We start from the raw sequence: 23,220 nt of genomic DNA on the forward strand, positions 1-23,220 counted from the left end.
GCAACGGTTTTCCCAATCCCAAGGCGCGCCGCGTGGTCGAAATCGACGAACCGTTGATAACCTTGGACGGCAAATTGTTGCCGCGGGTGTTGCTGGTCAATACCTTTCTGGGCATGGCGCCGGACAGCCGCAAGGCTTGGCATCAGGCCTTGGGGATCCCGGCGATTAACGTGTTGGCCTATCGTACCGGCACCCGTGCCGAGTATTTGAAAGACTTGGCCGGCATCAATAGCTTTTATCTGCCGATGACGCTGATTAATGCCGAGTACATCGGCTTGATCGATCCACTGGTGTTGAGCAGCAATGAAAGCGGCGAACTGGTGCCAATGCCGGAGCAAATGGATTTGCTGGTCGGCAAGGCAATGAAGCTGGCCCGTTTACAGACCATGAACAATGCCGATAAAAAAATAGCCCTGCTGTTTTGGAATCATCCGCCCGGCGAAAAGAATCAGGGCGCTTCGAATTTGAATGTGCCGCGCTCGCTGGAAAAATTAATTCTCGATATGAAGGCTGACGGTTATCGTTTCGAGCCGGCCGCCGAGCAAGAAATCATCGACGCGGTCGGCAACATGCTGCGACCGGTTTACCGTCCCGGCACGCTGAATGAATTGATGGCAGGGCCGAATTGGGATTTCGTGTCGCTCGAGCGCTATAAGGCCTGGTATGCGACCTTGCCGGAACACGTGCGTCATGAAGTGGAGGGTAGTTTCGGTCAGCCGGAAGATAGCAAATGGTTGGCCAGCAAGGACGGTGTGGCGGGCTTTGTAATTCTCAGAATGCAGCGGGGCAATCTGGTGTTGATGCCGCAACCTCCGCGCGGCGAAATTTCCGACGAACGCGAGAAAAAGCTGTTCCACGATACCAAGATGCCGCTCAATCATTTTTACATGGCGGCCTATTTATGGATACGCGAGGTCTACCAGGCCGACGCCATCGTACATTTCGGTACCCACGGCAGCCAGGAATGGACGCCGGGCAAGGAACGCGGCTTATGGGCCTACGACTACCCGAATTTGCTGGTCGGCAATACACCGGTGGTGTATCCCTACATCGTCGATAACATTAACGAGGCCATCCACGTCAAGCGGCGGGGGCGCGGCGTGATTATCAGCCACCAAACGCCGGCCTTCGCGCCGGCCGGGCTGTCCGATGATTTCGTCAAGATCAATGACCTGATCCGCGAATACCGTTCGGTCGACGAAGGTCTGGTTAAGGATAACAGCCGCAAGCTGATCATCGAACAGGCGGTGAAAATGAACATACACAAGGACATGAAGTGGCAAGTGGCCGATCTGGAGCGTAACTTCGAGAATTTCCTGCGCGACATCGAGGATTACCTTGAAGACCTAGGTTCGGCGATGCAACCGCTGGGCTTGCATACCTTCGGTAAGGATGCCGCGCGGGAGCATCAAGTCAGCAACGTGATGCAGATGTTGGGTCAGCCGCTTTACGCCAAGTTGGGTGTGGATAGTAAACAGTTGTTCAAGGGCGATTACCGGACCTTGCAGCAGACGACCCCGTATCGTTTCGTCGCCGAAAAAGTGTTTTCCGACCAAGCGTTGGATATGTTTGGCGATGCGGAGGAAAGAGCCCTGGTCGAAAAGGGCCGTAAATTCCGCGACGATTTAAGAGCCGGCAGCGAGAGCGAAGCGTTGAAACGCGGTTTGGCGGCGCGCTGGATCGATCCATCCTACGGCGGCGATCCGATCCGCAATCCGGATTCGTTGCCGACCGGCCGCAATATGTACGGTTTCGATCCATCTCGTGTGCCTACCAAGGCCGCGTATGAGGCCGGCAAGCAGGCCATCGAAAACTTGATCCGAGAATACCAGCTGACTCACGACGGCGAATTCCCGAAAAAGCTGACCTTCACGATGTGGAGTTCGGAAACCATGCGTCACATGGGCATGTTGGAAGGCCAGGTGTTGTACGCGATGGGCGCTAGGCCGAAGTGGGACGATGGCGGACGAGTGGTCGGCATGGAAGTGATTCCGCAAGTCGAATTGGCGAGACCGCGTATCGATACCATCATTTCGCTGACCGGGTTGTACCGCGATCAATTTCCGAACGTGATGGAACGTTTTAACGAAGCGATCGCGATGATTGCCAAACTGGATGAAAAGCCGGAATTGAATCTGGTCCGCGCCAACACGCTGCGCATCAAGGCTCTGTTGGCCAAACAGGACATAGACCCGGCCGCTGCCGAGGAATATGCGCTGACCCGGATCTACGGCAACGAAAGCGGCGATTACAGTACCAAGCTCACGCCGGCGACCTTGGCATCCGACCAATGGAACGAAGGCGACGGCAAAATGGAAAACCTGTATCTATCGCGGTTGTCCTGGGCATATGGTCCCAACACCTCGCATTGGAGTCAAAAGCTCAAGGATCGTTCCGGCAAGGAGATCAATGCCTATGCCGAACATTTGAAGGGCACTAGCGCGGCGGTATTCTCGCGTTCCTCGAATCTGCGCGGTCTGCTGGATACCGACCATCCCTTCGAATATCTAGGTGGGATTTCAATGGCGGTGCGCCATCTGGATGGCAAGTCGCCGCAGCTGTACATCTCGAATATGCGCGACCCTAATCGTACCAAACTGGAAACGGCCGAGAAGTTTCTGGCCACGGAATTACGGGCGGTTTACCAGCACCCGAACTGGATGAAGGAAATGCAGAAGGAAGGTTATTCCGGGACCTTGCAGATGCTGAATACCATCAACAATTTTTGGGGCTGGCAAACCATGGATCGCAATATCGTGCGAGACGATCAATGGCAGGAATTCCACGAGACCTATGTGAAGGATAAGTACCAACTCGGCATGCGCGAATGGTTCGAAAAAAACAATCCGACCGCGCTGGCTCAGATCAGCGAACGCATGCTGGAAGCCATTCGCAAGGACTACTGGAAGGCCGACGAGCAGACCAAGCGCGAGCTGGTGCAGGTCTACCAGGAAATCGCCGCCAAGCATGACGTGTATACCGCCAACGAAACCTTCAAGGCCTATGTCGCCGAGCTGGCTCAGGGATACGGCATCAGTGTGCAAGCCGCGCCGGCCGAAACGCAGCCGACCGCCGCGCGACCACCCGAGGCCGCCAACCAAGCGGTACAAGGTCAGCAGTTACAGAAAGTGGAGCAGCCGCAAGCGATCAATGAAGATTGGTTGAAATTGCTGTTTCTGTTACCGGCCTTGCTCGCGTTGCTGGCCGGCATGATTTGGCAGGGCCGGCGACCGGAGCCGGGCCGGGAGATCGTCTTGAGCTAAGCCAAGCGTTTCCAGGGCGCCTCCTCGTCCTTCGCTATAAACCTTCCTGGTGGCTTGGCTTCGGCCTGCCGCCTTTTTTTGAACATAGCGCGTCGCGGCTGTGGATTTCCCCCGCTCGTCGCAATCAAGTATTTATTAACAACCCTAAATCGATATGTCATTTTTGGAAGTCTCGCTTTACGAAATCACCAAGTACTTTTTAACCCCGGTGTTATTGCTGATTGTCGCGATGTTTATTTTTGCGTTCTTCGCGCTCGGGGTGTTTTTGATGGAACTGTGGCAACGTTTATACGCTGGTCGGCGCGGATTGGCGTTTCCCAGTAGCCTGGACTGGTATCGGCGACAAAAACCGGGCCGCAGCGTGGAAGATTTGGAATTGTATATATTGAAACGCTTGGAGCCGTTTCGGATCGTGTCGCGCGCGGCGCCAATGCTGGGTTTGGTGGCGACGATGATACCAATGGGGCCGGCCCTGTTGTCGCTGAGTGAAAACAATACTCGCAACGTTAGCGAAAACTTGGTGGTAGCGTTTTCGGCGGTCATCACCGCGCTACTGGCCGCGTCGATTACCTTCGTTATCCTAACGGTGCGCCGGCGTTGGTTATTAACCGAGCTGCACGATTTGAACCGGGAAGTGTAAGGAAGCGAAGATGGCCGAAAAGAGAAAATTGCATATCTTAGAAGACGAAGAACTCGATGACCCGATTCTGTCGGTCGTCAACGCGGTTGATGTGTTTTTGGTGATCATCGCCATCCTGTTTATCATCGTCATGGAAAATCCGCTGAATCCGTTTAACAGCGACAAGGTGATTGTAGTTAAGAATCCGGGTGAAGCGAATATGGAAATGACGATTAAGGACGGCGAGAAAATGGAGAAATACCAATCGACCGGCAAAATCGGGCAGGGCGAGGGTATGAAAGCCGGTGTGACCTATCGACTAAAAGACGGTTCCTTCGTGTATGTGCCCGAGGATAAACCGGCCGGTCCCTAAGTTTAGCGACACTTTAGCGCTTGGCTTTCAGTGGTTCGCTGAGCGCGGCGGCCAGATTGGTGGCCTTGGGACAAGCGATGCAGAGCACCACCGGGCCGATGTTGAGCACCGCCACTTTGCTGGTCGAGCCGACGATGACCAGTTGCTCGATATCGCCCAACTTTAGAATCGCCGAACTGTCGCGGGCCACGCCGATGCTGTCCTCGATCAGCGCGCCCAGCGCGTCGGCGTGCGGCAGTTGACCGGCACTGGCCAGAATCAAGCCCTCGTGGTACGCGGCGCAGGCGTGGATGCCTTTGATCCGCACCACGCCATCGACCAGTGTTTGCAATGCGGCGATGAATTCGCCGCGCTTGGTGCGCAGGGAGGCGCTGGTACTGACTAGATCGTCCGATGGCTGGCGTTGGGCCGCCGAGTAGGCCGCCGCCAAGCGATCGAGCTCGGCGAGTTGCGATTCGAACCAATGCATGGTCGCGGTGCGTCGGGTTATTTGAATAGGTAGCTGGAAAACAGTTTTTTCAGCATCGGCACGGTTTCCTTCAGTTCGAAGCGGACCCTGCCCAACAAAGCGTCGCGCTTGGTCACCAACGCCAGCATGAAACCGGCTTCGATCGGCGTTGACAGGATATAGCCCTCGGCATTTTCGCAGATTACCATTTGGGTTTGATGATGGCCGACATGTCCGGCGGCTTTGGAGGCAGCGCCGAATACCACTTGCACCGAGGCGCCGATGGCATCGGTATTGATCTCGTAATCGCGGTGGATGTGGGTGACGAATCCGTCGCTGTCGACGATGGCTGCGGCGGAAACGCCCTGTATGCTCATCAAATTCCGCAGAATCGATTCGATTTCCGCCGATTGCGAGGCTCTTGGCTCCAAAGCGTGGATGTTGCTGTTCATGATACGCTCCAATGTGTCGTCATAATTACAGTAAGTCGACCCGGATCAGGCAGGTTTTGTCGCCCAGGGCGTTGCACTTGGTTTCGGTGGCTTTGACGTTGCGCTTGAAAAATGCCTTGACGATGCCGCCGACCATGCCGGCCTCGAAATGGCAAATCGGCGCCGCCACGTTATGGATGCCGGCGCAGGAGACGCATTCGTCCACCCGCAATTCCAACAAACCACTGGATAGATCGACCTTGTCGGGCACCACCAAGCCGATGCAAAGTTGCCGGCACAATTGCTGGATCTTGCCGACATAGGTTTCCAGATCCTTGTCGACGTTGGCCGCGACGATTTGGCCCAGCGTACTGCCCAGGCTTTGTCCGGAGTGGTATACCAGCGACGGTGCGCCCTGGCCGAGGATGTCCTCGACGTTAGAGCCCAGTGCCACCATCCGCAACACCTGAAACAGGCGAATCGGGATGAGTGGACCGAGGTCGTTGCGGTTTTCGATGCCGAATTCCCCGGACAAAATACCCTCGAGAATTTGTTGTTGCGCCAGTTGGTAGTCGGTTTTGTTGTTGGTGAGCATGCCTGATCCTCTTTGGGGGTGCGTTTAGGGCGTCAAACAGCGTACTTCGGCGCGCCGGTTCAACTTTTGGCCGTCCGGCGTGTCGTTGGAAGCCGCGGGTTTGTTCCAACCTTCCGTGGTGGTTTCAATGGGCGCGGCAATACCCTGTCCGGTCAGCCAAATTTTCAGCGCTTCGGCGCGCGCTTGGCCGAGTTGGCGGTTGGATAGGTCGCTACCCAGGTTGCAGGTATGCCCGACGATTCGGATACCCTGACCGCATTGTTTGACTTGTTCTAGCAGACGGTTTTTCTCGGCGTCGGACAGTTTGCTCGGCCTCGTGGAGTTGAACTTGAAATACACGATATAAACCGGATCGGTATTGGCCGGAACCGGACCGGCGGCGGTGGGCTCGGTTGGCAATTCCAGCTTGGCTTGCGGCTCGACGGCCGGCACCGGCGACGCGGCGACCGATTCCGGCGTGCTCTCCGCCGGCGCCGTTGGCTCGGCGTCTTGGGTTGTCGGCAGCGCGGCAACGGCTTCCGCCTGCTTTGTTGGCGGTGAAGGCGGAATTGGCGGAGCCGGAACGGCATTGCTGGACCGGTTCGGCGTTTCCGGCCATTCCAACTTCGGCACAGGATGGTTGCGCACCCAGGCCGCGCCGATCGCCGCGATCACTAACAATAGCAAGCTCCAAACGACCCAGGCCCGGCTCGCTGGCGGGCGCGGTTCCGCGGCGGGACGAAGGATGCCGTCCAAGCCGTCGAGATCGAGTGACCGTTGTTTTTTCATGCAATTTCCTTGATGTACATCACAACCAAGACTCAATATTTTTGATTGTACTCCCGGAATCCGTCTTTGTGGAATTGAGGTTTATCGGCAAGTGTTGAGATTGGCATCCGCCGTGCGGGCAAATCGGATAGAGCCTATGCAAGCTTGTTATTCCGGTTGGCTTGCCGGAACTGATTCGGAATGGCTTGAAATCGGTTTGTCATAATCGACTTGTAGAGTGACCGCCGAAAGCTAGTCGCTGCAATCCAAGCGGGTTGCCGCTGACAATACTGACCCGAGGCTGACAAATATGTCCGAAAGCGCGGCGCATCGGCTGACCCAGGAATCCAACTCCTTGAATAGAAAAGCTGAAATACCTGGCCCGACATCTGCTTGACATTTAAACAGTTCTATCAACCCAGGGGTGAATGTCATGGAAACTTTTTCAAACGATAATCTCGAGTTTGGCGATACCCGGACTGATTTCATCGAAATGCTAAGTCATCAATTTGTGTCGATGACCGGATGCGGTGTCTACGTGTATCTAAACCCGTTGGCGATCAACAGTTTGTACAACCAATATTTAAGCGAATCCATGCCGATTCGAACCTTCGCTCGGCAATGCGTTAAGGATTTGCTGTAACAGCGGCCTTAGTGTTGATGTTTTAGTGCTTCGCTCCGGGATCCGGAGCAGTTCTCCCTCTGTTCGTTACTTTGCAGTTCGCCCGGTTTTTTGGGACCGGATTTGTGACGAATTGTTTGGTACGTCAAGTTCGCACCAATTTACGTCTGGCCTGGCCGACCTAGGGGGCGGCAGGTCAGCTTTGTGTTGTTCGGCGTTCCGTAAGTCAATCCACCGAAGCCGGTTAACGGCTTGTCGAGTTTCAGATGAAAATACCCTTGCCGCTCGGTAGATTTCGTATGCTGGTGTCCCCGGCCTGATCAAATTGGATTGGTGAGCTCCGCGAAAGGTCGAGACCGTTGGGTTTACTTGGGTTTGCGGGACGTTTTGGAGTAAAACGCCGGTCGTTTTGAAAAATTTGCCGAATAGTCCTCACAAATTGTCTAGTATTAACGCAGATTGATTGCTTAGTTTCGCCAGGTAGTTTCATGTTTCGAAAGCCTTGGTCCTGGCGTTTTCCGGGCAGTTGCTAAATTTCTTGCTCAACCAAACGGTGCGAAACGATGAAGACGTTTATTCAGACCGTGCTGGCGGAAGCCGATGCTCAAGCGGTTAATCTGCTGCAAATCCTAAGAGCCGTCCAAGCCCGCTACCAGCATATTCCCGAGGAAGCCATCGAATTGCTGGCGGAAGGCTTGTCTATTCCGCGTACGCAAATTCTCGGTGTCGCCGAGTTTTACAGCTTCTTGCATATGACCCCGCAAGGTCGTTATGACTTGTTAATCAGCGATTCGATCACCGATCGGATGTTGGGTAACCAGTTTGTGTTGGATTATCTTGCCGAGCGTTTGGCGGTTCAGGTCGGTCAGGTCCGGGCGGATAGCTTGGTGAGTTTAAATCGTACTTCGTGTACCGGTATGTGCGATCAAGGGCCGGCCGGCTTGGTCAACGGATTGGCTTTAACGAGCCTGGATATAGCTCGGCTCGAGGAAATCGTCGAGTTGGTGAATCAGCAAACGCCGCTGTCGCAGTGGCCGGCGACATTGTTTGCGGTCGCCGATAACATTCATAGACCTGGACTATTGCTTAGCGAACCCTTGGTCGCTGGCGATGCGTTGCGGGCGGCGTTTGGACGCGGTCTGTCGGAAACGTTGGAGGAACTCGACCGCTCCGGTCTGCGCGGCCGCGGTGGCGCGGGCTTCAAAACGGCGGTGAAATGGCGGTTTTGCGCCGATGAGCCGGCCGACACCCGTTTCGTGGTCTGCAACGCCGACGAGGGCGAGCCCGGTACCTTCAAAGACCGGGTGTTGCTAAACAGCTATGCCGGTCAAGTTTTCGAAGGTATGACGCTGGCGGCAGCGCTGATTGGCGCCCAACAAGGGTTTTTGTACCTGCGTGGCGAATATTTGCATCTGCACGAACAATTGCAGGGTGTGTTGACCGAGCGCCGCGCGTCCGGCTTGCTGGGCGAGAATATCCTCGGCCTGGGATTGAACTTCGATATCGAAATCCGTCTCGGCGCTGGCGCGTATATTTGCGGCGAGGAATCGGCGCTGATCGAATCGTTGGAAGGTAAGCCCGGCATACCCCGCAATCGGCCGCCTTATCCGGTGACCAGCGGCTATTTGAATAAACCGACGATAGTCAATAACGTCGAAACCTTTTTGGCCGCCGCTCACATAGCCGTACGCGGCGGCGCTTGGTTTGCCGCGGTCGGCACCGAAAAATCCGCCGGCACTAAGATTCTCAGCATTAGCGGCGATTGTGCACGGCCGGGCATCTACGAGTACCCGTTCGGTACTCGTATTCGCCAGGTGCTGGAAGACTGCGGCGCCGTTGACGTATTGGGAGTTCAGATCGGCGGACCATCGGGTACGTTCATTTCCAATCGGGAACTGGACCGGGCCTTAGCCTTCGAAGATCTAGCCACCGGCGGTTCCTTCATTGTCTTTGACTGCAGTCGGGACATCCTAAGGATCGTTCAAAATTTCACCCATTTCTTCGCTCACGAGAGTTGCGGATTTTGCACGCCATGCCGGGTTGGGACCTCGTTGTTGAAAAAGCAGTTGGATAAAATCGTCGACGGTCATGGTTCGGCCGGCGATGTCGTCGAGCTGGAAAATCTTTGTCAGTTAGTGAAACACCACAGCCATTGCGGCCTGGGACAAACCGCGGCCAACCCGATCTTGAGCACATTGGAACGCTACCCCGACGTCTACGAAAAACAATTGAAGCAGATCAGTTACGAACCTGGGTTCGATTTGGACGGCGCGTTGGCGATAGCCCGCCGCATGGCGCATCGCGACGACGCGGCCGCGCATTTGTCGCAACTGGAGGATTGAGCATGACAGGTACCATCACCATCGACGGGCAAATCGTCCCGTTCCAAGCAGGGCAAACCATCATCGAAGCCGCCACCGCGGCCGGCATCTATATTCCGCATCTCTGCCACAAGCCCGGCTACACGCCCCACGGCAGTTGCAAATTATGCACGGTCAACGTCAACGGTCGGAACTGCTCGGCTTGCACCTTTCCAGCTGTTGACGGCCAAACCGTGATAAACAATAGCGCCGAGCTGCAGCAAGACCGCCGCCGCATCACGCAGATGCTGTTCGTCGAGGGCAACCACCTATGTCCGTCTTGCGAGAAAACCGGTAACTGCCAATTACAGGGCGTCGCTTACTATTTGAATATGACGGACAACCACTTCCCGCACTTTTTCGCCCACCGGGAAATGGATGCTTCGCATCCGGACATTTTGATCGATCACAACCGTTGCATTTTTTGCAATCTCTGCGTGCGGGCGAGTAAGGAAAAAGACGGCAAAAACGTGTTTGCGATCGCCGGTCGCGGCATCAATAAGCGTTTGGTTGTCAATTCGGTCAGCGGGCTGTTGAAGGACAGTGACGTCAGCATCGATGACAGCGCGGTGCACGTGTGCCCGACCGGGGCGCTGTTGATCAAGCGCACCGGTTATCAAGTCCCTATCGGGCAACGTATTTACGATCATCGCCAAATCAGCGAAGTGGCGCTGTTCGCGGAGGGAAGTCATGAGCAATAAAATTAAGGTCGCGACCACCTCGTTGGCGGGTTGCTTCGGTTGCCACATGTCGTTTCTGGATATCGACGAACGCCTGTTGACCTTGGCCGAAGTCGCCGAATTCGACCGTTCGCCGATCACCGACATCGAGCACTGCGGTCCCTGCGACATCGGTTTGATCGAAGGTGGCGTCTGCAATTCGGAAAACGTGCATGTATTGCGCGAATTTCGGAAGAACTGCAAGATCCTGGTGGCGGTTGGCGCTTGCGCGATCAACGGCGGCTTACCGGCGATGCGCAACCACATCGATCTGGAAGATTGTTTGCTGGAAGCGTATCGAGACGGCATCGGCGTTGAAAATCCGCAAATTCCCAGCGATCCGGAATTGCCGTTGTTACTGAACCAGGTGCATCCAATCCACGAAATCGTCAAAATCGACTATTTCCTGCCCGGTTGCCCGCCGTCCGCCGACGTGTTCTGGACCTTCCTGACCGCGTTGGTCGAGGGCCGAGAACCCAGCCTGCCTTACGAATTGGTGCATTACGATTGAGCCTCGCGCCCGTTTGGCGTCGGTTCGAGTAAATGACGTCGAGCGCGGCCCGCCGTCCCGTTAAAGAGAGAATATTTATGTACGAGCATCTTGAAACCGCCGTCAATCCCGCCGGCCTGAAACGGGTCGTGGTCGATCCCGTCTCTCGCGTCGAGGGTCATGGAAAAGTTACGTTGTTGCTGGACGCCGAGAATCGGGTCCAGCAAGCCCGGCTGCACATCGTCGAATTTCGCGGCTTCGAAAAATTCATTCAGGGCCGGCCGTATTGGGAGTTGCCGGTGTTGGTGCAACGGCTCTGCGGCATTTGCCCGGTTAGTCACCATCTGGCGGCGGCCAAGGCCATCGATCAATTGGTGGGTGTCGATCCTGCCGACTTAACGCCGGCCGCCGACAAATTGCGCCGTCTGCTGCATTTTGGTCAGGTTTTACAATCGCATGCTTTACACTTTTTTCATCTTTCCAGCCCGGACTTGCTGTTTGGTTTCGATAGCGACATCGCCAAGCGTAACGTCATCGCGGTGCTGGCGGAATACCCCGAGATCGGTCTGCAAGGCGTTAAGCTGCGCAAGTACGGCCAGGAAGTCATACGGATGGTATCCGGCAAAAGGGTGCACGGTACCGGCGCGATACCCGGCGGCATGAACAAGGCTTTGAGCCGAGACGAGCGGGATTATTTGTTGCGGGATATCGATCAGGTGCTGGCTTGGGCCGAATCGGCGGTGGCCTTGATCAAATCGGTGCATACCGCCAACCTGCCGTATTACGACGAGTTTGCGACGATACGCAGCAATTATCTGGGCTTGATCAAGCCGAACGGTGCGATGGAGCTTTATCACGGTGGGATTCGCGCCAAAACCGACAGCGGCGCGACGATAGTCGACCACTACGATTATTGCGCTTACACCGATTTGATCCATGAAGAGGTGCGCTCCTGGAGTTATATGAAATTCCCGTATCTGACCGCATTGGGCAAGGCCGACGGTTGGTATCGGGTGGGACCCTTGGCTCGGGTCAACAACTGCGATTTCATCGATACGCCGCTGGCCGAAGCAGCGCGGGTCGAGTTCAAGCAACACGGTGGGGAGGCCATGGTGCACAGCACCTTGGCTTTCCATTGGGCCCGGTTGATCGAATTATTGCATTGCGCCGAAGGTATTAAGATTTTGTTGCGCGATTCCGACGTGATGAGTAGTCATTTGCTGGTTCAAGGCGAAAAGCGTTACGAAGGTATCGGCGTGATCGAGGCGCCGCGCGGAACCTTGTTTCACCACTATCAGATCGATGACAACGACATCGTCACCAAGGCTAACTTGATCGTTTCGACGACCAGTAACAATATGGGCATGAACGAGTCGGTACGTCAGGTCGCGGCTGAATACCTGTCCGGGCGCGAGTTGACCGAGCCGTTGCTGAACAGTCTGGAAGTGGCGATACGCGCCTACGATCCTTGCTTGTCTTGCGCCACCCATGCGGTTGGCAAAATGCCGTTGCAACTCGAATTGGTGGATGCCGAAGGCCAAGTGATTGATCGGTTGATTCGGCATAGCGACGGTGAATTCGAGCACGGTTTGGCCTGATGACGGCACTTAAACCGGTTCTGGTGTTTGCTTACGGCAACCCGAGCCGAGGTGACGATGCCCTCGGACCTCTACTATTGGAGGCTCTGGAAAACCAAGTCGGCACCAACACCGTCGAATTCATCGTCGATTTTCAGTTGCAAATCGAGCACGCGCTGGATTTACAGGGGCGGCGTGTGGCGATATTCGTCGATGCGTCGGTCAAGGCCGAGATGCCCTACCAATTCAGCCGGCTCATGCCGTTACGTGATCGGAGTTACACTAGCCATGCGATGAGTCCGGCGGCCTTGCTGGACGTTTATCAAGCGTTGTACGGTTCGCCGCCGCCGACTTTCTTATTGGGCATTGCCGGTTTGTCGTTCGAGCTTGGCGAGGTGCTCAGCCCTGACGCCGCGCAAAACCTGGCGCTGGCTGTCGAATTCGCCTGTCGCTTGCTGAGCGGGTCGGCGGAGGATATATTAGCCGCCGCTATCAAAGCCGTTCCGCCTTTAGACCTCCCCGTTCCGGCTTGAGCGGCGCCAGCGACTTTTCCAATTTTTCACAGGATTACCCGTATGTCCACCGCATGGGCCGGCGGTACCGACGCCATTGTCGAACGCTTGGATCAAATGACTGAATTATTCGTCGAACAAACTCGCCGCTCGATGTATGCCGGGGAGTCGGCGACGCATTGCGACGAATGCGGCGAACCCATCCCCGAGGCGCGCCGGAGCGCGATTGCCTGTCGTTATTGTTTGCCCTGCCAGACCAAATTGGAACGTAGCGGTAAAATCTGAATTGGTGATCATCTCAGGATTTAACCCGTTTCATCCTGATCGATACCAAGTCGCCGCCACGTTCCAATGTGTCTTGGTCGACGATTTTCCAGGCCTCTTCCGAGCCGTCGGCTTTCTTGAATACCAAATACGACTGACTACCGGATTCGCGGACGAAAATGTCGGCGAATTCGGTGCGTTCGCCGTTGGAATCCAGGTAGTTTTTGCCAATGACCAAGGTTTGGTCGCCGATGATTTTCGCGACGGCGTCGATGAACTGGTTTTCCGAGCCGCCTTCGGCCCGGTATTCACCTTCGTAACCGTGTCCGCAACCGACGAGTAGGATTAACGCGCCGGCCAAAATGGCTGATTTGAATGTCATTGGTGATCTCCTGAGTGTCGGTTTTGGCCGATTATGCCCGAAGCATGGCCGGCTGAATATCGCAAATCCTAATTTTGATTCCGGTCGTCGACGGTATAATCGGCGTTTTTTGCCGCTTGCGATCGTTGCCTATGTCAAATGTAAACTCCGAAAAACTCTCCAGCGCCCGCTTCGCCGAAGCCACCGACGCCTTCGTCGAGGAATTCACCGCCTCGGTCGGTTTCGATCAACGCATGGCCCTGCAGGATATTCAGGGTTCGTTGGCGCACGCGACGATGCTCCATAAGATTGGGATTTTGACCGAACAGGAGCTGGCCGACATCCGTAGTGGGCTGGCGCAAATTCGCGGTGAAATCGAACGCGGCGAGTTCGTCTGGTCGATAAAGCAGGAAGATGTTCACATGAATATCGAAGCGCGCTTGACCGACCTGATCGGTATCGCCGGCAAAAAACTGCACACCGGACGTTCGCGTAACGATCAGGTCGCCACCGACATTCGTTTGTATTTGCGCGACGAAGTCGACGTCATTCTGGGTCAATTGCGGCGCCTGCAAACCGCGTTGTTGGATCTGGCCGAACGCGAGGCCGCGACGATCATGCCCGGTTTCACCCACTTGCAGGTGGCCCAACCGGTGACCTTCGGCCACCATTTGATGGCCTGGTTCGAGATGCTGAGCCGCGACGTCGAGCGCTTCCAGGATTGCCGCAAGCGCATCAATGTGATGCCGCTGGGAGCGGCGGCGCTGGCCGGTACCAGTTATCCGCTGGATCGTTTCTTGACCGCGGAATTACTGGGTTTTTCCCGGCCGTCCAACAATTCGCTGGATTCGGTTAGCGATCGCGATTTCGCGATCGAGTTTACCGCCGCCGCCAGCCTAGTGATGTTGCATTTGTCCAGGTTTTCCGAAGAGCTGGTACTTTGGGCTAGTGCTCAGTTCGACTTCATCGATATTCCGGACGCCTTTTGCACGGGATCGTCGATCATGCCGCAGAAGAAAAACCCGGACGTACCGGAGTTGGTGCGCGGCAAGTCCGGCCGGGTGGCCGGGCATTTGATGGCCTTGCTGATGTTGATGAAAAGCCAACCCCTGGCCTACAACAAGGACAATCAGGAAGACAAGGAGCCGTTATTCGATACCGTCGATACCGTCGTCAACAGTCTACGGGCTTTTGCCGACATGATGCCGCGCGTCCAGGCCAAGCGCGAAAACATGTATCAGTCCGCCAAATGCGGGTTTGCGACTGCGACCGATTTAGCCGACTACTTGGTCCGTAAGGGCATGGCGTTCCGCGATGCGCACGAGGTGGTCGGTTTGGCGGTTCGCCTGGGTTTGCGGACCGGTCGGGATTTGTCGGAATTAACCCTGACCGAATTGCAAAGTTTCTCGGCAACCATTGCGGAAGATGTGTTCGATATCCTCGGCTTAGAAGGGTCGGTGGCTTTGCGCAAGCATATTGGCGGTACGGCACCGGAGACAGTTCGTCAGGCAATTTGTGATGCGCGCCGGCAAATCCTTAGTTAAATCGCGGTAATTATCTGATTCGCTGCTACCCTTTCGAACGGTCTTGGTTCGGAGGGTGGCAATGCTTCAAAGCGATTTTGGTTTAGAAACCGCTCGGACGGTCATAGCGGCGGAGTCCGAGTTCTGGTCCGATGCTCGCTTGGCGGCGTTTGGCATCGATCCGGACGGCGAGCAGGCCTTGAATGTCCTGGTCTTCGCGGTCCGCAAACAACCCGCCGATCTGCTTGGCCATTTGCGGCGTATTTATCGCTGTTACCGTAGCGACTTATCCGAGCAGCTATTTGCCGCATTGCTCGATTTAACGATTATCTTGGGCGGACGCGGTTCCGCGTTACGCGCCCGATTGCTCGCCGCCTGTCGCGGTAAATTGAGTGCCGCCCAAGCGGCGGCTTTACTCAAGCCCGGTACGCGCGTGGCGAATCGTTACACGTTATTTACCGACGGTATGTTGGGAAGCTCGGACTTGGTTCAACAGGTCCGGGGAACCGACACTCAATACGACTATCTGGCACTGGCTAACGATTTCATCGAGTACAGCCAATTGAGCCAAGCCATCGAGGCGTTGGAAACCGGATTGATTCAACAACCCGAACGCGAGGACTTGCAGAACTCGCTGTTGGAGTTATATCGCTCTACCAAAAATGCTGAACGCTTTCGCCGGCAATACCGAGCATTGAGCGACGCCGGCGTGGCTCTTGTGGACGGCTGGCGCCAAGTTGCGGTTTACTTTGACGGAATCAGCTCATGACACTTCACGTGCCCCCGGCCTTGCGGGCCGCGTTATTCGCGATGGACGGCCGGACCGGCAAAACCATGGCCATGTATTTGAAAGGACCTTGCCGCGGAGTAGCGGTCGTCGTCAACGAAGACGAAGCGGATCTGGACCTGATCGATGCCGACCACGCCAAGGCGGCCGATATCATTAAAGCCCGGCGCGCCGCCAATCCTGGTAGACCGTTAGTATTGTTGTCGCTCTATGACCTGCGGGTTGAAAACGCGTTTTTCGTTAAGAAGCCGGTCAATGCTCAACAAATGCTGTCGGTGTTCGCGCAAGTGCGGGATGTTTTGGCGGCTCGAAAGGTCGCCGAAAAACTCCGTCACCCCGCCAGCCGCGGATCGGAAGCCGAGCATGCGTCTGAATCGGTATCGTCCGGACAACCTCGCCCGGAGCGATTGAAATCCAGCAAACACCGGACTGCGGCGCAACTGAGCGATAGCGGGTTCCGCACCTTCCTCGGCACATTGGCCGATATCGATTTCGACGACCCTGCTCAATGGCGCACCGCGTATTTTGATCCGAGACATTATTTCCTGGGCTTTGTGCAATCGGCATTCAAGACCGCCCGCTTGCAGCATAAGGCACTACGGCTGAACTCGATCTGGAAGCCGTTGTTGATTTTTCCCGAGTCCGAGGAAATCTGGTTGGATGCCGATGACAAGCAATTGCGGGCATTCGCCGGGGTGGTGCTGAACCGGGCCTCGGCGGGGAACATGACATTGTCGGTATTCGATTTGACCGACCCGGCGCCCCGCGACGCTGAAAAACATCAGGACATGTCGGCTTTTCTTTGGAAACTGGCGATTTGGACCTCCAAGGGCCGATTTCCGATCGGAATCGATATTTACAAGCCGGTATATCTGGACCGCTGGCCTAACTTTACCCGCTTGGTGATTACCCCGGAAGCTTTGCGGATCGCGGCCTTGTTGATCCAGCAACCGCGCACGCCGTTGGAAATCGCCGAAGTGCTGCGGATCAAGATGCAATACGTCTTTGTGTTCGTCAGTGCCTGTCATACGCTGGGCTTGTTGCGCCAATCCGAACGCCAAGCCGACGCGGTGGTCGCCCAACCGGCCCCAAGACCGGCCAAAAACCAAGGTCTGTTGAGCAAGATTCTTGGGAAGTTGCGCGGCGAGCAATAACGATAAGGAACCACGATGAGTCAATACAAAATCATATTCACCGGCCCAGTCGGCGCCGGCAAGACTACCGCTATACATTCGATCAGCGATCTGCCGCCGGTCAAGACCGATGCCGCCGCTAGCGATATGACTAAGAACCGCAAGGAATCGACGACCGTGGCCATGGATTACGGCGTGATGAATTTACCCGGCGGCGAAAAGATCCACTTGTACGGAACACCGGGCCAAGAGCGCTTCGATTTCATGTGGGAGATTCTGACCGTCGGCGGTATCGGCTTGGTCTTGCTGCTCGACAACACCAGGGCCGATCCGTTTCAAGACATGAAATTCTTTCTGGATGCCTTCGGTAAATTTATCGATACCACCGGCGTGGCCATAGGCGTCACCCAAATGGATTTGAGCAGCACGCCGGCGATAGACGACTACCATCAACAGTTGCAAACCTTGGGTTTGAATCCGCCGGTATTTGCCGTCGACGCTCGCGAGCGGGCCGATGTCTCGCTGTTGGTCCAGTCCTTGTTGTACTCGCTCGATCCTGGTTTGGTGGGCTGAAGTCATGGCCGGTTACGAACTAAAACAGGGTTTGTATTTATACCCTACGCCCGCCGGCGCTTATTACGCGATCGCCAGTCCCGCCGAAGATAAGCCGCGTCGCTTTCTAAATCAGTTGTTGAAGCTGGAACAAACGCCGGAATTGACCGAAGGTCGCTTAATGGCCTTGATGGAAACCGACGAAACCGAAAAAGCCATGCAATTGTTGTCGTATTGCCAAAAACTTGGTTGGGTTCAAGGTCTGGATGCGCCGATAACGGCGCCGCAAGGGGCTTTGGAGGATATTCTGCCGGCGATGTTGGGCTTGATCGCCGAGTCCGGAAAAGTCTTGCTCGCCGACGATCAAGGTTTTTACTTGGCTTGCAGCGGATTCCCGCATGAGGTCGCCGAAGAGTTATCGGCACTGAGCGCGGAATTGGCGACAGTGCATAAGCGCCGGTCCGGTCTACTGGTTAATAACCTGGGAATCGCCAGCCACGCCTTGGCGATCGTCGATGCGTTCGGGAATAGCCAAATTGGCTTTTGGCCGATGTTCGTCGGCAAGCACCGCTTTGTGTTGGCTATCAGCGGCGTGCCGCATTTCAATCACGCCGAGTTCGTTTCGTTGGCGTGGGCATTGATTACTCGCTATCTGAAATGACCGGCGGCAAACCGGCGGTTTTAACTTATCACCTGAAAACAGAGGAAACCACACTATGAGAGCAGACATGTTGACCTCGGTCTTGACCGAGCTGAACGGCACTTCGGCGGACATCGAAGCGTCCGGAGTGATTTCCACCGATGGTTTGATGATGGCCTCGGTATTGCCTGCCAACATGGATGAGGACCGGGTCGGCGCCATGAGCGCGGCGATGTTGTCGTTGGGTGACCGCACCGCGCAGGAGTTGAGTCGCGGCGGCCTGGAGCAAGTGTTGATTAAGGGCGACAAGGGCTACGTGCTAATGACTTACGCCGGGCGCGAGGCGGTTTTGACGGTGTTGGCCAAGCCTAACGCCAAGTTGGGTTTGATATTTCTGGACGTCAAACGGGCGGCCGAGAGCATCGCCGAAATGTTGTAATTCCCTCAAACGCTAGTGGAGCGCATCATGATTGCTGATATGAAGCCCGAGGATATCGTAGGCGACTTCAAGGAGACGACGCTGACCTATTTTGACGGAAGCAGCCGTAAAGTACTGTATACCGAACTGGAAACCCCGTATCCGGACGGCAAACTGATTGTTTCGACGACGACGCCGGACGGCATCATTCGCCACGCCAACCAAGCCTTTATCGACATGTCCGGCTATGCCGTGCAAGAGTTGATCGGGATGCCGCACAGTGTGCTAAGACATCCCGATATGCCCGCCGCCGCGTTTAAGGACTTGTGGGACACCGTCGGGCGCGGCGAAAAATGGCAGGGTTACGTGAAGAATTTGCGCAAGGACGGCGGCTATTATTGGGTTAAGGCGACCGTCATTCCCAACGTCCGCAACGGTCAGGTGGTCGGGTATACCTCGGTCAGGCGTAAGCCCTCGCGCCGCAAGATCGAAGACAGCATCCAACTCTATTCGACGCTAATCTGAGCAGGGGAACGCGTTATGACTTATTTGTTTACCGTTAGTCCCGATTTTGCGCCGGATCGTTTGTCCGGATGGTATATCTTCAATACGTGGCTGCAAAAACACACCGCCGCCGCGATCCATTTGGAAATGTACGACCATTATCAACGCTTGCACCAAGCTATCGCCGGCGATGCGGTGGACTTGATCTATGCCAATCCGTTCGACGCGGCGATGCTGGTCCGGGAGAAAGGCTTTCTACCCCTGGTCAAGCCGGTAGGCTTGTCGGATGAGGCGGTGATCGCGGTCAACGCCGACAGCCCGATTCAGGACGTAGCGGATCTGACGCCGGGTATCCGCGTCGCCCACACCGAAGATCCGGACGTGCGGTTGATGGGCATGATCATGTTGGAACCGGCCGATCTGGACCGCGGCAACATTCAAGCATTGCTATCCGACAATTACGTGTTGGTTGCAAAGCACCTGCTAAAGGGCGAAGCCGATGTCGGCATTTTCTTAGCGGAAGCCTTCGACAACTTATCCGGCATGATCAAAAAACAACTAAGGGTGTTGGTACGTAGTCAGATCAGCGTCATCAACCACGCACTGCTGGTTGGCCCGCGTCTGGCCGAGCGGCGCCAGGAGATTCGCGATCTGTTGGTGCGGATGGCCGAGGAAGACAAGGGCCCCGGCGTACTGGAAAGCCTAGGATTTTCCGGTTGGCAAGCTCTGGAGGACGAAGACATGGAGTTCATGATCGATTTGATGGAGACGTTGAATACTTGAGCCTTCGTTCGGGTCATCGCGCCGCCGCCGCCGCGATGACCGCCTGACCCAGCGCCAGACCACCGTCGTTGGCCGGATAGGCGCGCGGTGCCAACACCTGAAAGCCGGCGGTTCTCAACTTCGCCGATAGACCTTCCAATAGCAAACGATTCTGAAACACGCCGCCGCTCAGTACCACGGTATCCGCCGGGTGGGTTGTTGCCAACGTAGATAAGATTGCCGATGTGGCGTCGATCAGTGTGTGGTGAATGCGGGCCGCCACGTGAGCCGGATCGGTGCCGTCGCGCAAGTTGGTTAATACTGCCAGCCACAATCCCCGCCAACTGAGTACCCGACTCTCGCCGTTTGGGGCCAAAGCCCAACTGTTCGGATAAGCTCGCTCATCGGCAAATGCCGATCCGGCCAAGGTCTCCAACGCAATCGCCGCTTGGCCCTCGTAATCGGCGAACTCGGCGTGAAGGCCAAGTGCGGCTGCAAACGCATCGAACCATCGCCCGCACGATGAAGCCGGTGGCGAATTCAAGCCTTTTGCGATCATCGCGTCCAAAGTTGCCAACGGCTTGCGATTCAGCAATTGCACGATATCCAGACCGCCGTATTCGGCGATCAGGTCGGGCCAAGCGAAATAGTGCGCGAGCTGAGCGTATGCGTTTCGCCACGGTTCCCGAATCGCCTGCGTGCCGCCGGGCAGGGCGATCGATTCAAAATGCGCGAGACGCCGGCAAGTCCGGTAGCCTCCCCAGAAAAATTCGCCGCCCCACAAACTGCCGTCGTTACCCAGGCCCAAGCCGTCGAAAATCGCCGCCAATACCGGCGGACCGGCCAATGGCGCGCCATCTTCTGCCAGACAGGCGGCCAGATGGGCGTGGTGATGCTGAACTTCGTTCAGCTCGGCGGCTAGCGCGGCGGCAAGTTCGCGGCCGTGAGTACTGGACAGATAACCGGGATGGCGGTCGATCGCGATCCGTGTCGGCGTGCAGCCGTGCAGCTGCTGGTATAGATCAATCGTTTGGCGGTAGTCACGTTGCGCCGCCGCATTTTCCAGATCGCCGATATGCTGCGAGACGATGGCTTGACCCCGCCGAATCAGGCAAAAACTGTTTTTCAATTCGGCGCCCATTGCCAGAACGCCGTCCGCCTGCTCGAAGCCGACGGGAAGAATCAACGCTTGCGGGCTGTAGCCGCGCGCCCGCCGCAACAAGCGAATTTCGCCGTCCACTAGCCGCGCCACCGAATCATCCAAGCGATTCACGATATCGCGGTCGTGCATCAGCCACAGGTCGGCGATGTCGGCTAATTCGGCGCGGGCCGCAGCGTTGTCGATGCATTGCGGTTCGTCGCTAACATTACCGGACGTCAGCAGGATGGGCGTGTTCAGCGCGGCCATCAACAAATGATGTAGTGGTGTGTACGGCAGCAAGAAGCCCAGTTTATCGTCGCCGGGGGCGAGTTCAGGTGCCAGCCCGGCGCCGGTTGCCGTTAGCAGCATGATGGGCGCGGCCGGGGATTGCAGCGCGGCGCTTTCCAATGCGGAACACTCGGCGTAGCGGCGCAACATCGTCTCATTACCGGCCATCAACGCGAACGGCTTAGCGTAGCGGCGCTTGCGCAGGCGTAATCGGCGTACCGCCTCGGCATTGGCGGCATCGCAAGCCAAATGAAATCCGCCCAAGCCTTTGATCGCGACAATCCGTCCGGCGCGGATCGCGGCGGCGGCCTGATCAATAGGATCTCCGGGGAGGAGGCCTTTGCCGTCTTCCAGCCATAATCTGGGGCCGCATACCGGACAGCAATTGGCTTGAGCGTGAAAGCGCCGGTCGGCCGGGTCTTGATATTCGCTTAGGCACTCCGGGCACATCGCGAAACCGGCCATGCTGGTATGGCGCCTGTCGTAAGGCACGCGGCGGACGATGGATAAACGCGGACCGCAATGCGTGCAGTTGGTGAAAGGATAGCGATAGCGGCGGTTGCCGGGATCGGCAATGTCGGCCAGACAAGCCGGGCAAGTGGCGGCATCGGCCGCGATGACGGTATCGGCCGCGCGGCCGCCGGCGCTGGCGACGATGAGGAACTCGTCCGGCGCGCTGCCGAGCAGTTCGGCGCTTTCCAGCGCGTCCAATCGGGCCAGCGGCGGCAGGTGCTTGGGAATCGCCTCCGCGAACTCCGCCAACACGCTTGCAGGGCCGTAGGCGTGAATCATCACGCCTTCCTGATCGTTCCAGACCGAACCGGTCAAATGGTATGTTTTGGCCAGATGCCAGATCGTCGGTCGAAAACCGACGCCCTGCACCACGCCGCGCGCCCGGATCGCCAGGCCGGGCATCAGCAAATGCGCGGCAGTTGTTCACCGGCGGGCCAATCCACGATGCGGCGGCCGCCGAAGCCGGTGGTCATTTGCACGAAATGGTGTTGATCGGCGACGACGGTACCGATGATCGAGGCATCCCGACCCAACGGATGGTTTTGCATCGTATTGAGTAAGGTTTCGGCGGCGTCGGCTTCGCAAATACAGACCAGCTTGCCTTCGTTGGCGACGTAAAGCGGATCGAGGCCGAGAATCTCGCAAGCCGCTCTGACTTGGGCCTTAATAGGGATGCGGTTTTCGTCGACGACGATGCCGACGCCGGATTGCTCGGCCAGTTCGTTCAGTGCGGTGGCCAAGCCGCCGCGGGTCGGATCGCGCAAGCAGCGTATCCGGGTCGGCGCCGCGGCCACCATATCCGCTACCAAGCCGTGCAGCGCGGCCGAATCCGAAACGATGCTGGTCCCGAATTGCAGATTCTCGCGGCCGGCCATGATCGCCACGCCGTGGTCGCCGATGCTGCCGCTGACCAACACCGCGCAGCCGGGCTCGGCGCGGTCACCGGCGATATCAACGCCGTCCGGCACGATGCCGACGCCGGTCGTGGTGATGAATACGCCGTCGCCCTTACCGCGCTCGACGACCTTGGTGTCGCCGGTCACCACCGGAGTGCCGGCGGCTTTGGCGGCGGCGGCCATGCTGGCGACGATACGGTCCAGATCGGCCAGCGCCAGGCCTTCCTCCAGAATAAACCCGGCCGCCAAATACAAGGGCCGGGCACCCGACATTGCGACATCGTTCAGCGTGCCATGCACCGCGAGCGCGCCAATGTCGCCGCCTGGGAAGAACAGCGGCGAGATCACGTGGCCGTCGGTGCTGATCGCCAGCCGGCCGGCCGGGACCTGAAAAACAGCCTGGTCGTTGCGGCGCTTCAATAAGTCGTTGTCGAAATGCTTGATAAACAAGGCATCAATCAATTGCGCCATCGCCCGGCCGCCGCCGCCGTGACTAAGATCGACCTGACCGGATTTCAAGTTCAGAGTGTAAGCGGAATGGGCCACGCTAGCAGTCCTATCAAATTCATGGTATCCGGCATGGATGCGCCGGGATCAGCCGGCGATTTTAGCCGAATACGGGGTCGATCGAGCGGGATTTTGTCGGGCGGAGGAAGGATGTTTAGGCAAAAACCGGCGGAAA

Annotated in this window: 25 protein-coding genes; 18 read left to right on the top strand and 7 right to left on the bottom strand. The window is 56.7% G+C overall.

Annotated elements, in window-relative coordinates; genetic code table 11:
- The 3 genes from cobN to BJL95_RS05880 all read left to right on the top strand — a co-directional run.
- Positions 1–3,263 (top strand): cobaltochelatase subunit CobN (gene cobN / locus BJL95_RS05870; protein WP_071156234.1); only part of this gene is annotated, 3,263 nt, incomplete at its 5' end.
- A 154-nt stretch (positions 3,264–3,417) separates the two neighbouring features.
- The gene (locus BJL95_RS05875; protein WP_071156237.1) at positions 3,418–3,903 is read left to right on the top strand and encodes a MotA/TolQ/ExbB proton channel family protein; all 486 of its coding nucleotides are present in this window, start codon (positions 3,418–3,420) and stop codon (positions 3,901–3,903) included.
- Between the two features lie 10 nt (positions 3,904–3,913).
- Positions 3,914–4,255 carry a DUF2149 domain-containing protein gene (locus BJL95_RS05880; RefSeq protein ID WP_071156239.1) on the top strand — a complete coding sequence of 114 codons (342 nt, stop codon included), beginning with the start codon at positions 3,914–3,916 and terminating at the stop codon, positions 4,253–4,255.
- Between the two features lie 13 nt (positions 4,256–4,268).
- Here the strand turns inward: BJL95_RS05880 and BJL95_RS05885 are convergent, their stop codons facing one another.
- The 4 genes from BJL95_RS05885 to BJL95_RS05900 are packed head-to-tail and all read right to left on the bottom strand — an operon-like array spanning position 4,269 to position 6,497.
- Positions 4,269–4,724 carry a roadblock/LC7 domain-containing protein gene (locus BJL95_RS05885; protein ID WP_071156241.1) on the bottom strand — a complete coding sequence of 152 codons (456 nt, stop codon included), beginning with the start codon at positions 4,722–4,724 and terminating at the stop codon, positions 4,269–4,271.
- A 17-nt stretch (positions 4,725–4,741) separates the two neighbouring features.
- A complete protein-coding gene (locus tag BJL95_RS05890; protein WP_064030484.1) occupies positions 4,742–5,155 on the bottom strand; it encodes a roadblock/LC7 domain-containing protein in 414 nt (137 codons plus the stop codon).
- 25 nt (positions 5,156–5,180) lie between these two features.
- The gene (locus tag BJL95_RS05895) at positions 5,181–5,729 is read right to left on the bottom strand and encodes a V4R domain-containing protein (protein ID WP_082885617.1); all 549 of its coding nucleotides are present in this window, start codon (positions 5,727–5,729) and stop codon (positions 5,181–5,183) included.
- A 24-nt stretch (positions 5,730–5,753) separates the two neighbouring features.
- Positions 5,754–6,497, bottom strand: a complete 744-nt coding sequence (locus BJL95_RS05900) for an OmpA family protein (RefSeq protein WP_071156243.1) — start codon at positions 6,495–6,497, stop codon at positions 5,754–5,756.
- A 412-nt stretch (positions 6,498–6,909) separates the two neighbouring features.
- Between BJL95_RS05900 and BJL95_RS05905 the strand changes: the two genes are divergently transcribed.
- The 7 genes from BJL95_RS05905 to BJL95_RS05935 all read left to right on the top strand — a co-directional run bounded on the left by BJL95_RS05905 (position 6,910) and on the right by BJL95_RS05935 (position 13,041).
- On the top strand, positions 6,910–7,119 hold the full coding sequence (locus BJL95_RS05905) for a hypothetical protein (protein ID WP_064030488.1): 210 nt from the start codon (positions 6,910–6,912) through the stop codon (positions 7,117–7,119).
- Between the two features lie 542 nt (positions 7,120–7,661).
- Positions 7,662–9,440, top strand: coding sequence for an NAD(P)H-dependent oxidoreductase subunit E (locus tag BJL95_RS05910; protein WP_071156245.1), 1,779 nt, complete (start codon positions 7,662–7,664; stop codon positions 9,438–9,440).
- Positions 9,441–9,442: 2 nt separating this feature from the next.
- Positions 9,443–10,159: a 2Fe-2S iron-sulfur cluster-binding protein gene (locus tag BJL95_RS05915; RefSeq protein WP_071156248.1), complete on the top strand. Its 717-nt coding sequence runs from the start codon at positions 9,443–9,445 to the stop codon at positions 10,157–10,159.
- Positions 10,149–10,688, top strand: a complete 540-nt coding sequence (locus BJL95_RS05920) for an NADP oxidoreductase (RefSeq protein WP_064030494.1) — start codon at positions 10,149–10,151, stop codon at positions 10,686–10,688. The genes BJL95_RS05915 and BJL95_RS05920 overlap by 11 nt, the downstream gene beginning before the upstream one ends.
- 77 nt (positions 10,689–10,765) lie before the next feature.
- Entirely contained in the window at positions 10,766–12,265 is a 1,500-nt protein-coding gene (locus BJL95_RS05925) for a Ni/Fe hydrogenase subunit alpha (protein WP_071156250.1), read from the top strand.
- Positions 12,265–12,777 (top strand): hydrogenase maturation protease, encoded by a 513-nt coding sequence (locus BJL95_RS05930; protein ID WP_071156252.1) that lies wholly within the window; start codon positions 12,265–12,267, stop codon positions 12,775–12,777. The genes BJL95_RS05925 and BJL95_RS05930 overlap by 1 nt, the downstream gene beginning before the upstream one ends.
- 96 nt (positions 12,778–12,873) lie before the next feature.
- Positions 12,874–13,041, top strand: a complete 168-nt coding sequence (locus tag BJL95_RS05935) for a TraR/DksA C4-type zinc finger protein (protein WP_348637062.1) — start codon at positions 12,874–12,876, stop codon at positions 13,039–13,041.
- Positions 13,042–13,054: 13 nt separating this feature from the next.
- Here BJL95_RS05935 and BJL95_RS05940 read toward each other — a convergent pair whose 3' ends face one another.
- Positions 13,055–13,402 (bottom strand): hypothetical protein, encoded by a 348-nt coding sequence (locus BJL95_RS05940; protein ID WP_071156253.1) that lies wholly within the window; start codon positions 13,400–13,402, stop codon positions 13,055–13,057.
- A gap of 131 nt (positions 13,403–13,533) precedes the next feature.
- Between BJL95_RS05940 and argH the strand changes: the two genes are divergently transcribed.
- The 8 genes from argH to BJL95_RS05980 all read left to right on the top strand — a co-directional run bounded on the left by argH (position 13,534) and on the right by BJL95_RS05980 (position 19,721).
- Entirely contained in the window at positions 13,534–14,925 is a 1,392-nt protein-coding gene (gene argH, locus BJL95_RS05945; protein ID WP_071156255.1) for an argininosuccinate lyase, read from the top strand.
- Positions 14,926–14,986: 61 nt separating this feature from the next.
- Positions 14,987–15,673 (top strand): FimV family protein, encoded by a 687-nt coding sequence (locus tag BJL95_RS05950; protein ID WP_071156257.1) that lies wholly within the window; start codon positions 14,987–14,989, stop codon positions 15,671–15,673.
- Positions 15,670–16,845 (top strand): hypothetical protein, encoded by a 1,176-nt coding sequence (locus BJL95_RS05955; protein WP_064030508.1) that lies wholly within the window; start codon positions 15,670–15,672, stop codon positions 16,843–16,845. Before BJL95_RS05950 ends, BJL95_RS05955 begins: the two co-directional genes overlap by 4 nt.
- Positions 16,846–16,860: 15 nt before the next feature.
- Complete coding sequence (locus tag BJL95_RS05960) at positions 16,861–17,397, top strand: ATP/GTP-binding protein (RefSeq protein ID WP_071156259.1); 537 nt, start codon at positions 16,861–16,863, stop codon at positions 17,395–17,397.
- 4 nt (positions 17,398–17,401) lie between these two features.
- A complete protein-coding gene (locus tag BJL95_RS05965; protein ID WP_071156261.1) occupies positions 17,402–18,037 on the top strand; it encodes a hypothetical protein in 636 nt (211 codons plus the stop codon).
- A 55-nt stretch (positions 18,038–18,092) separates the two neighbouring features.
- A complete protein-coding gene (locus BJL95_RS05970) occupies positions 18,093–18,455 on the top strand; it encodes a roadblock/LC7 domain-containing protein (RefSeq protein WP_071156263.1) in 363 nt (120 codons plus the stop codon).
- Positions 18,456–18,482: 27 nt separating this feature from the next.
- A complete protein-coding gene (locus BJL95_RS05975; protein WP_064030516.1) occupies positions 18,483–18,959 on the top strand; it encodes a PAS domain-containing protein in 477 nt (158 codons plus the stop codon).
- Positions 18,960–18,974: 15 nt separating this feature from the next.
- Positions 18,975–19,721, top strand: coding sequence for a phosphate/phosphite/phosphonate ABC transporter substrate-binding protein (locus BJL95_RS05980; protein ID WP_071156265.1), 747 nt, complete (start codon positions 18,975–18,977; stop codon positions 19,719–19,721).
- A 13-nt stretch (positions 19,722–19,734) separates the two neighbouring features.
- On the opposite strand, the gene hypF is transcribed toward BJL95_RS05980, so the two are convergent.
- Together hypF and hypE are read right to left on the bottom strand one after the other, a co-directional pair.
- Entirely contained in the window at positions 19,735–22,044 is a 2,310-nt protein-coding gene (hypF, locus tag BJL95_RS05985) for a carbamoyltransferase HypF (RefSeq protein ID WP_071156267.1), read from the bottom strand.
- A complete protein-coding gene (hypE, locus tag BJL95_RS05990) occupies positions 22,044–23,084 on the bottom strand; it encodes a hydrogenase expression/formation protein HypE (RefSeq protein ID WP_071156269.1) in 1,041 nt (346 codons plus the stop codon). The genes hypF and hypE overlap by 1 nt, the downstream gene beginning before the upstream one ends.
- Positions 23,085–23,220 lie beyond the last annotated feature (136 nt).

Source organism: Methylomonas sp. LWB, assembly GCF_001856095.1.
In the GTDB taxonomy this organism is placed as follows: Bacteria; Pseudomonadota; Gammaproteobacteria; order Methylococcales; family Methylomonadaceae; genus Methylomonas; species Methylomonas koyamae_A.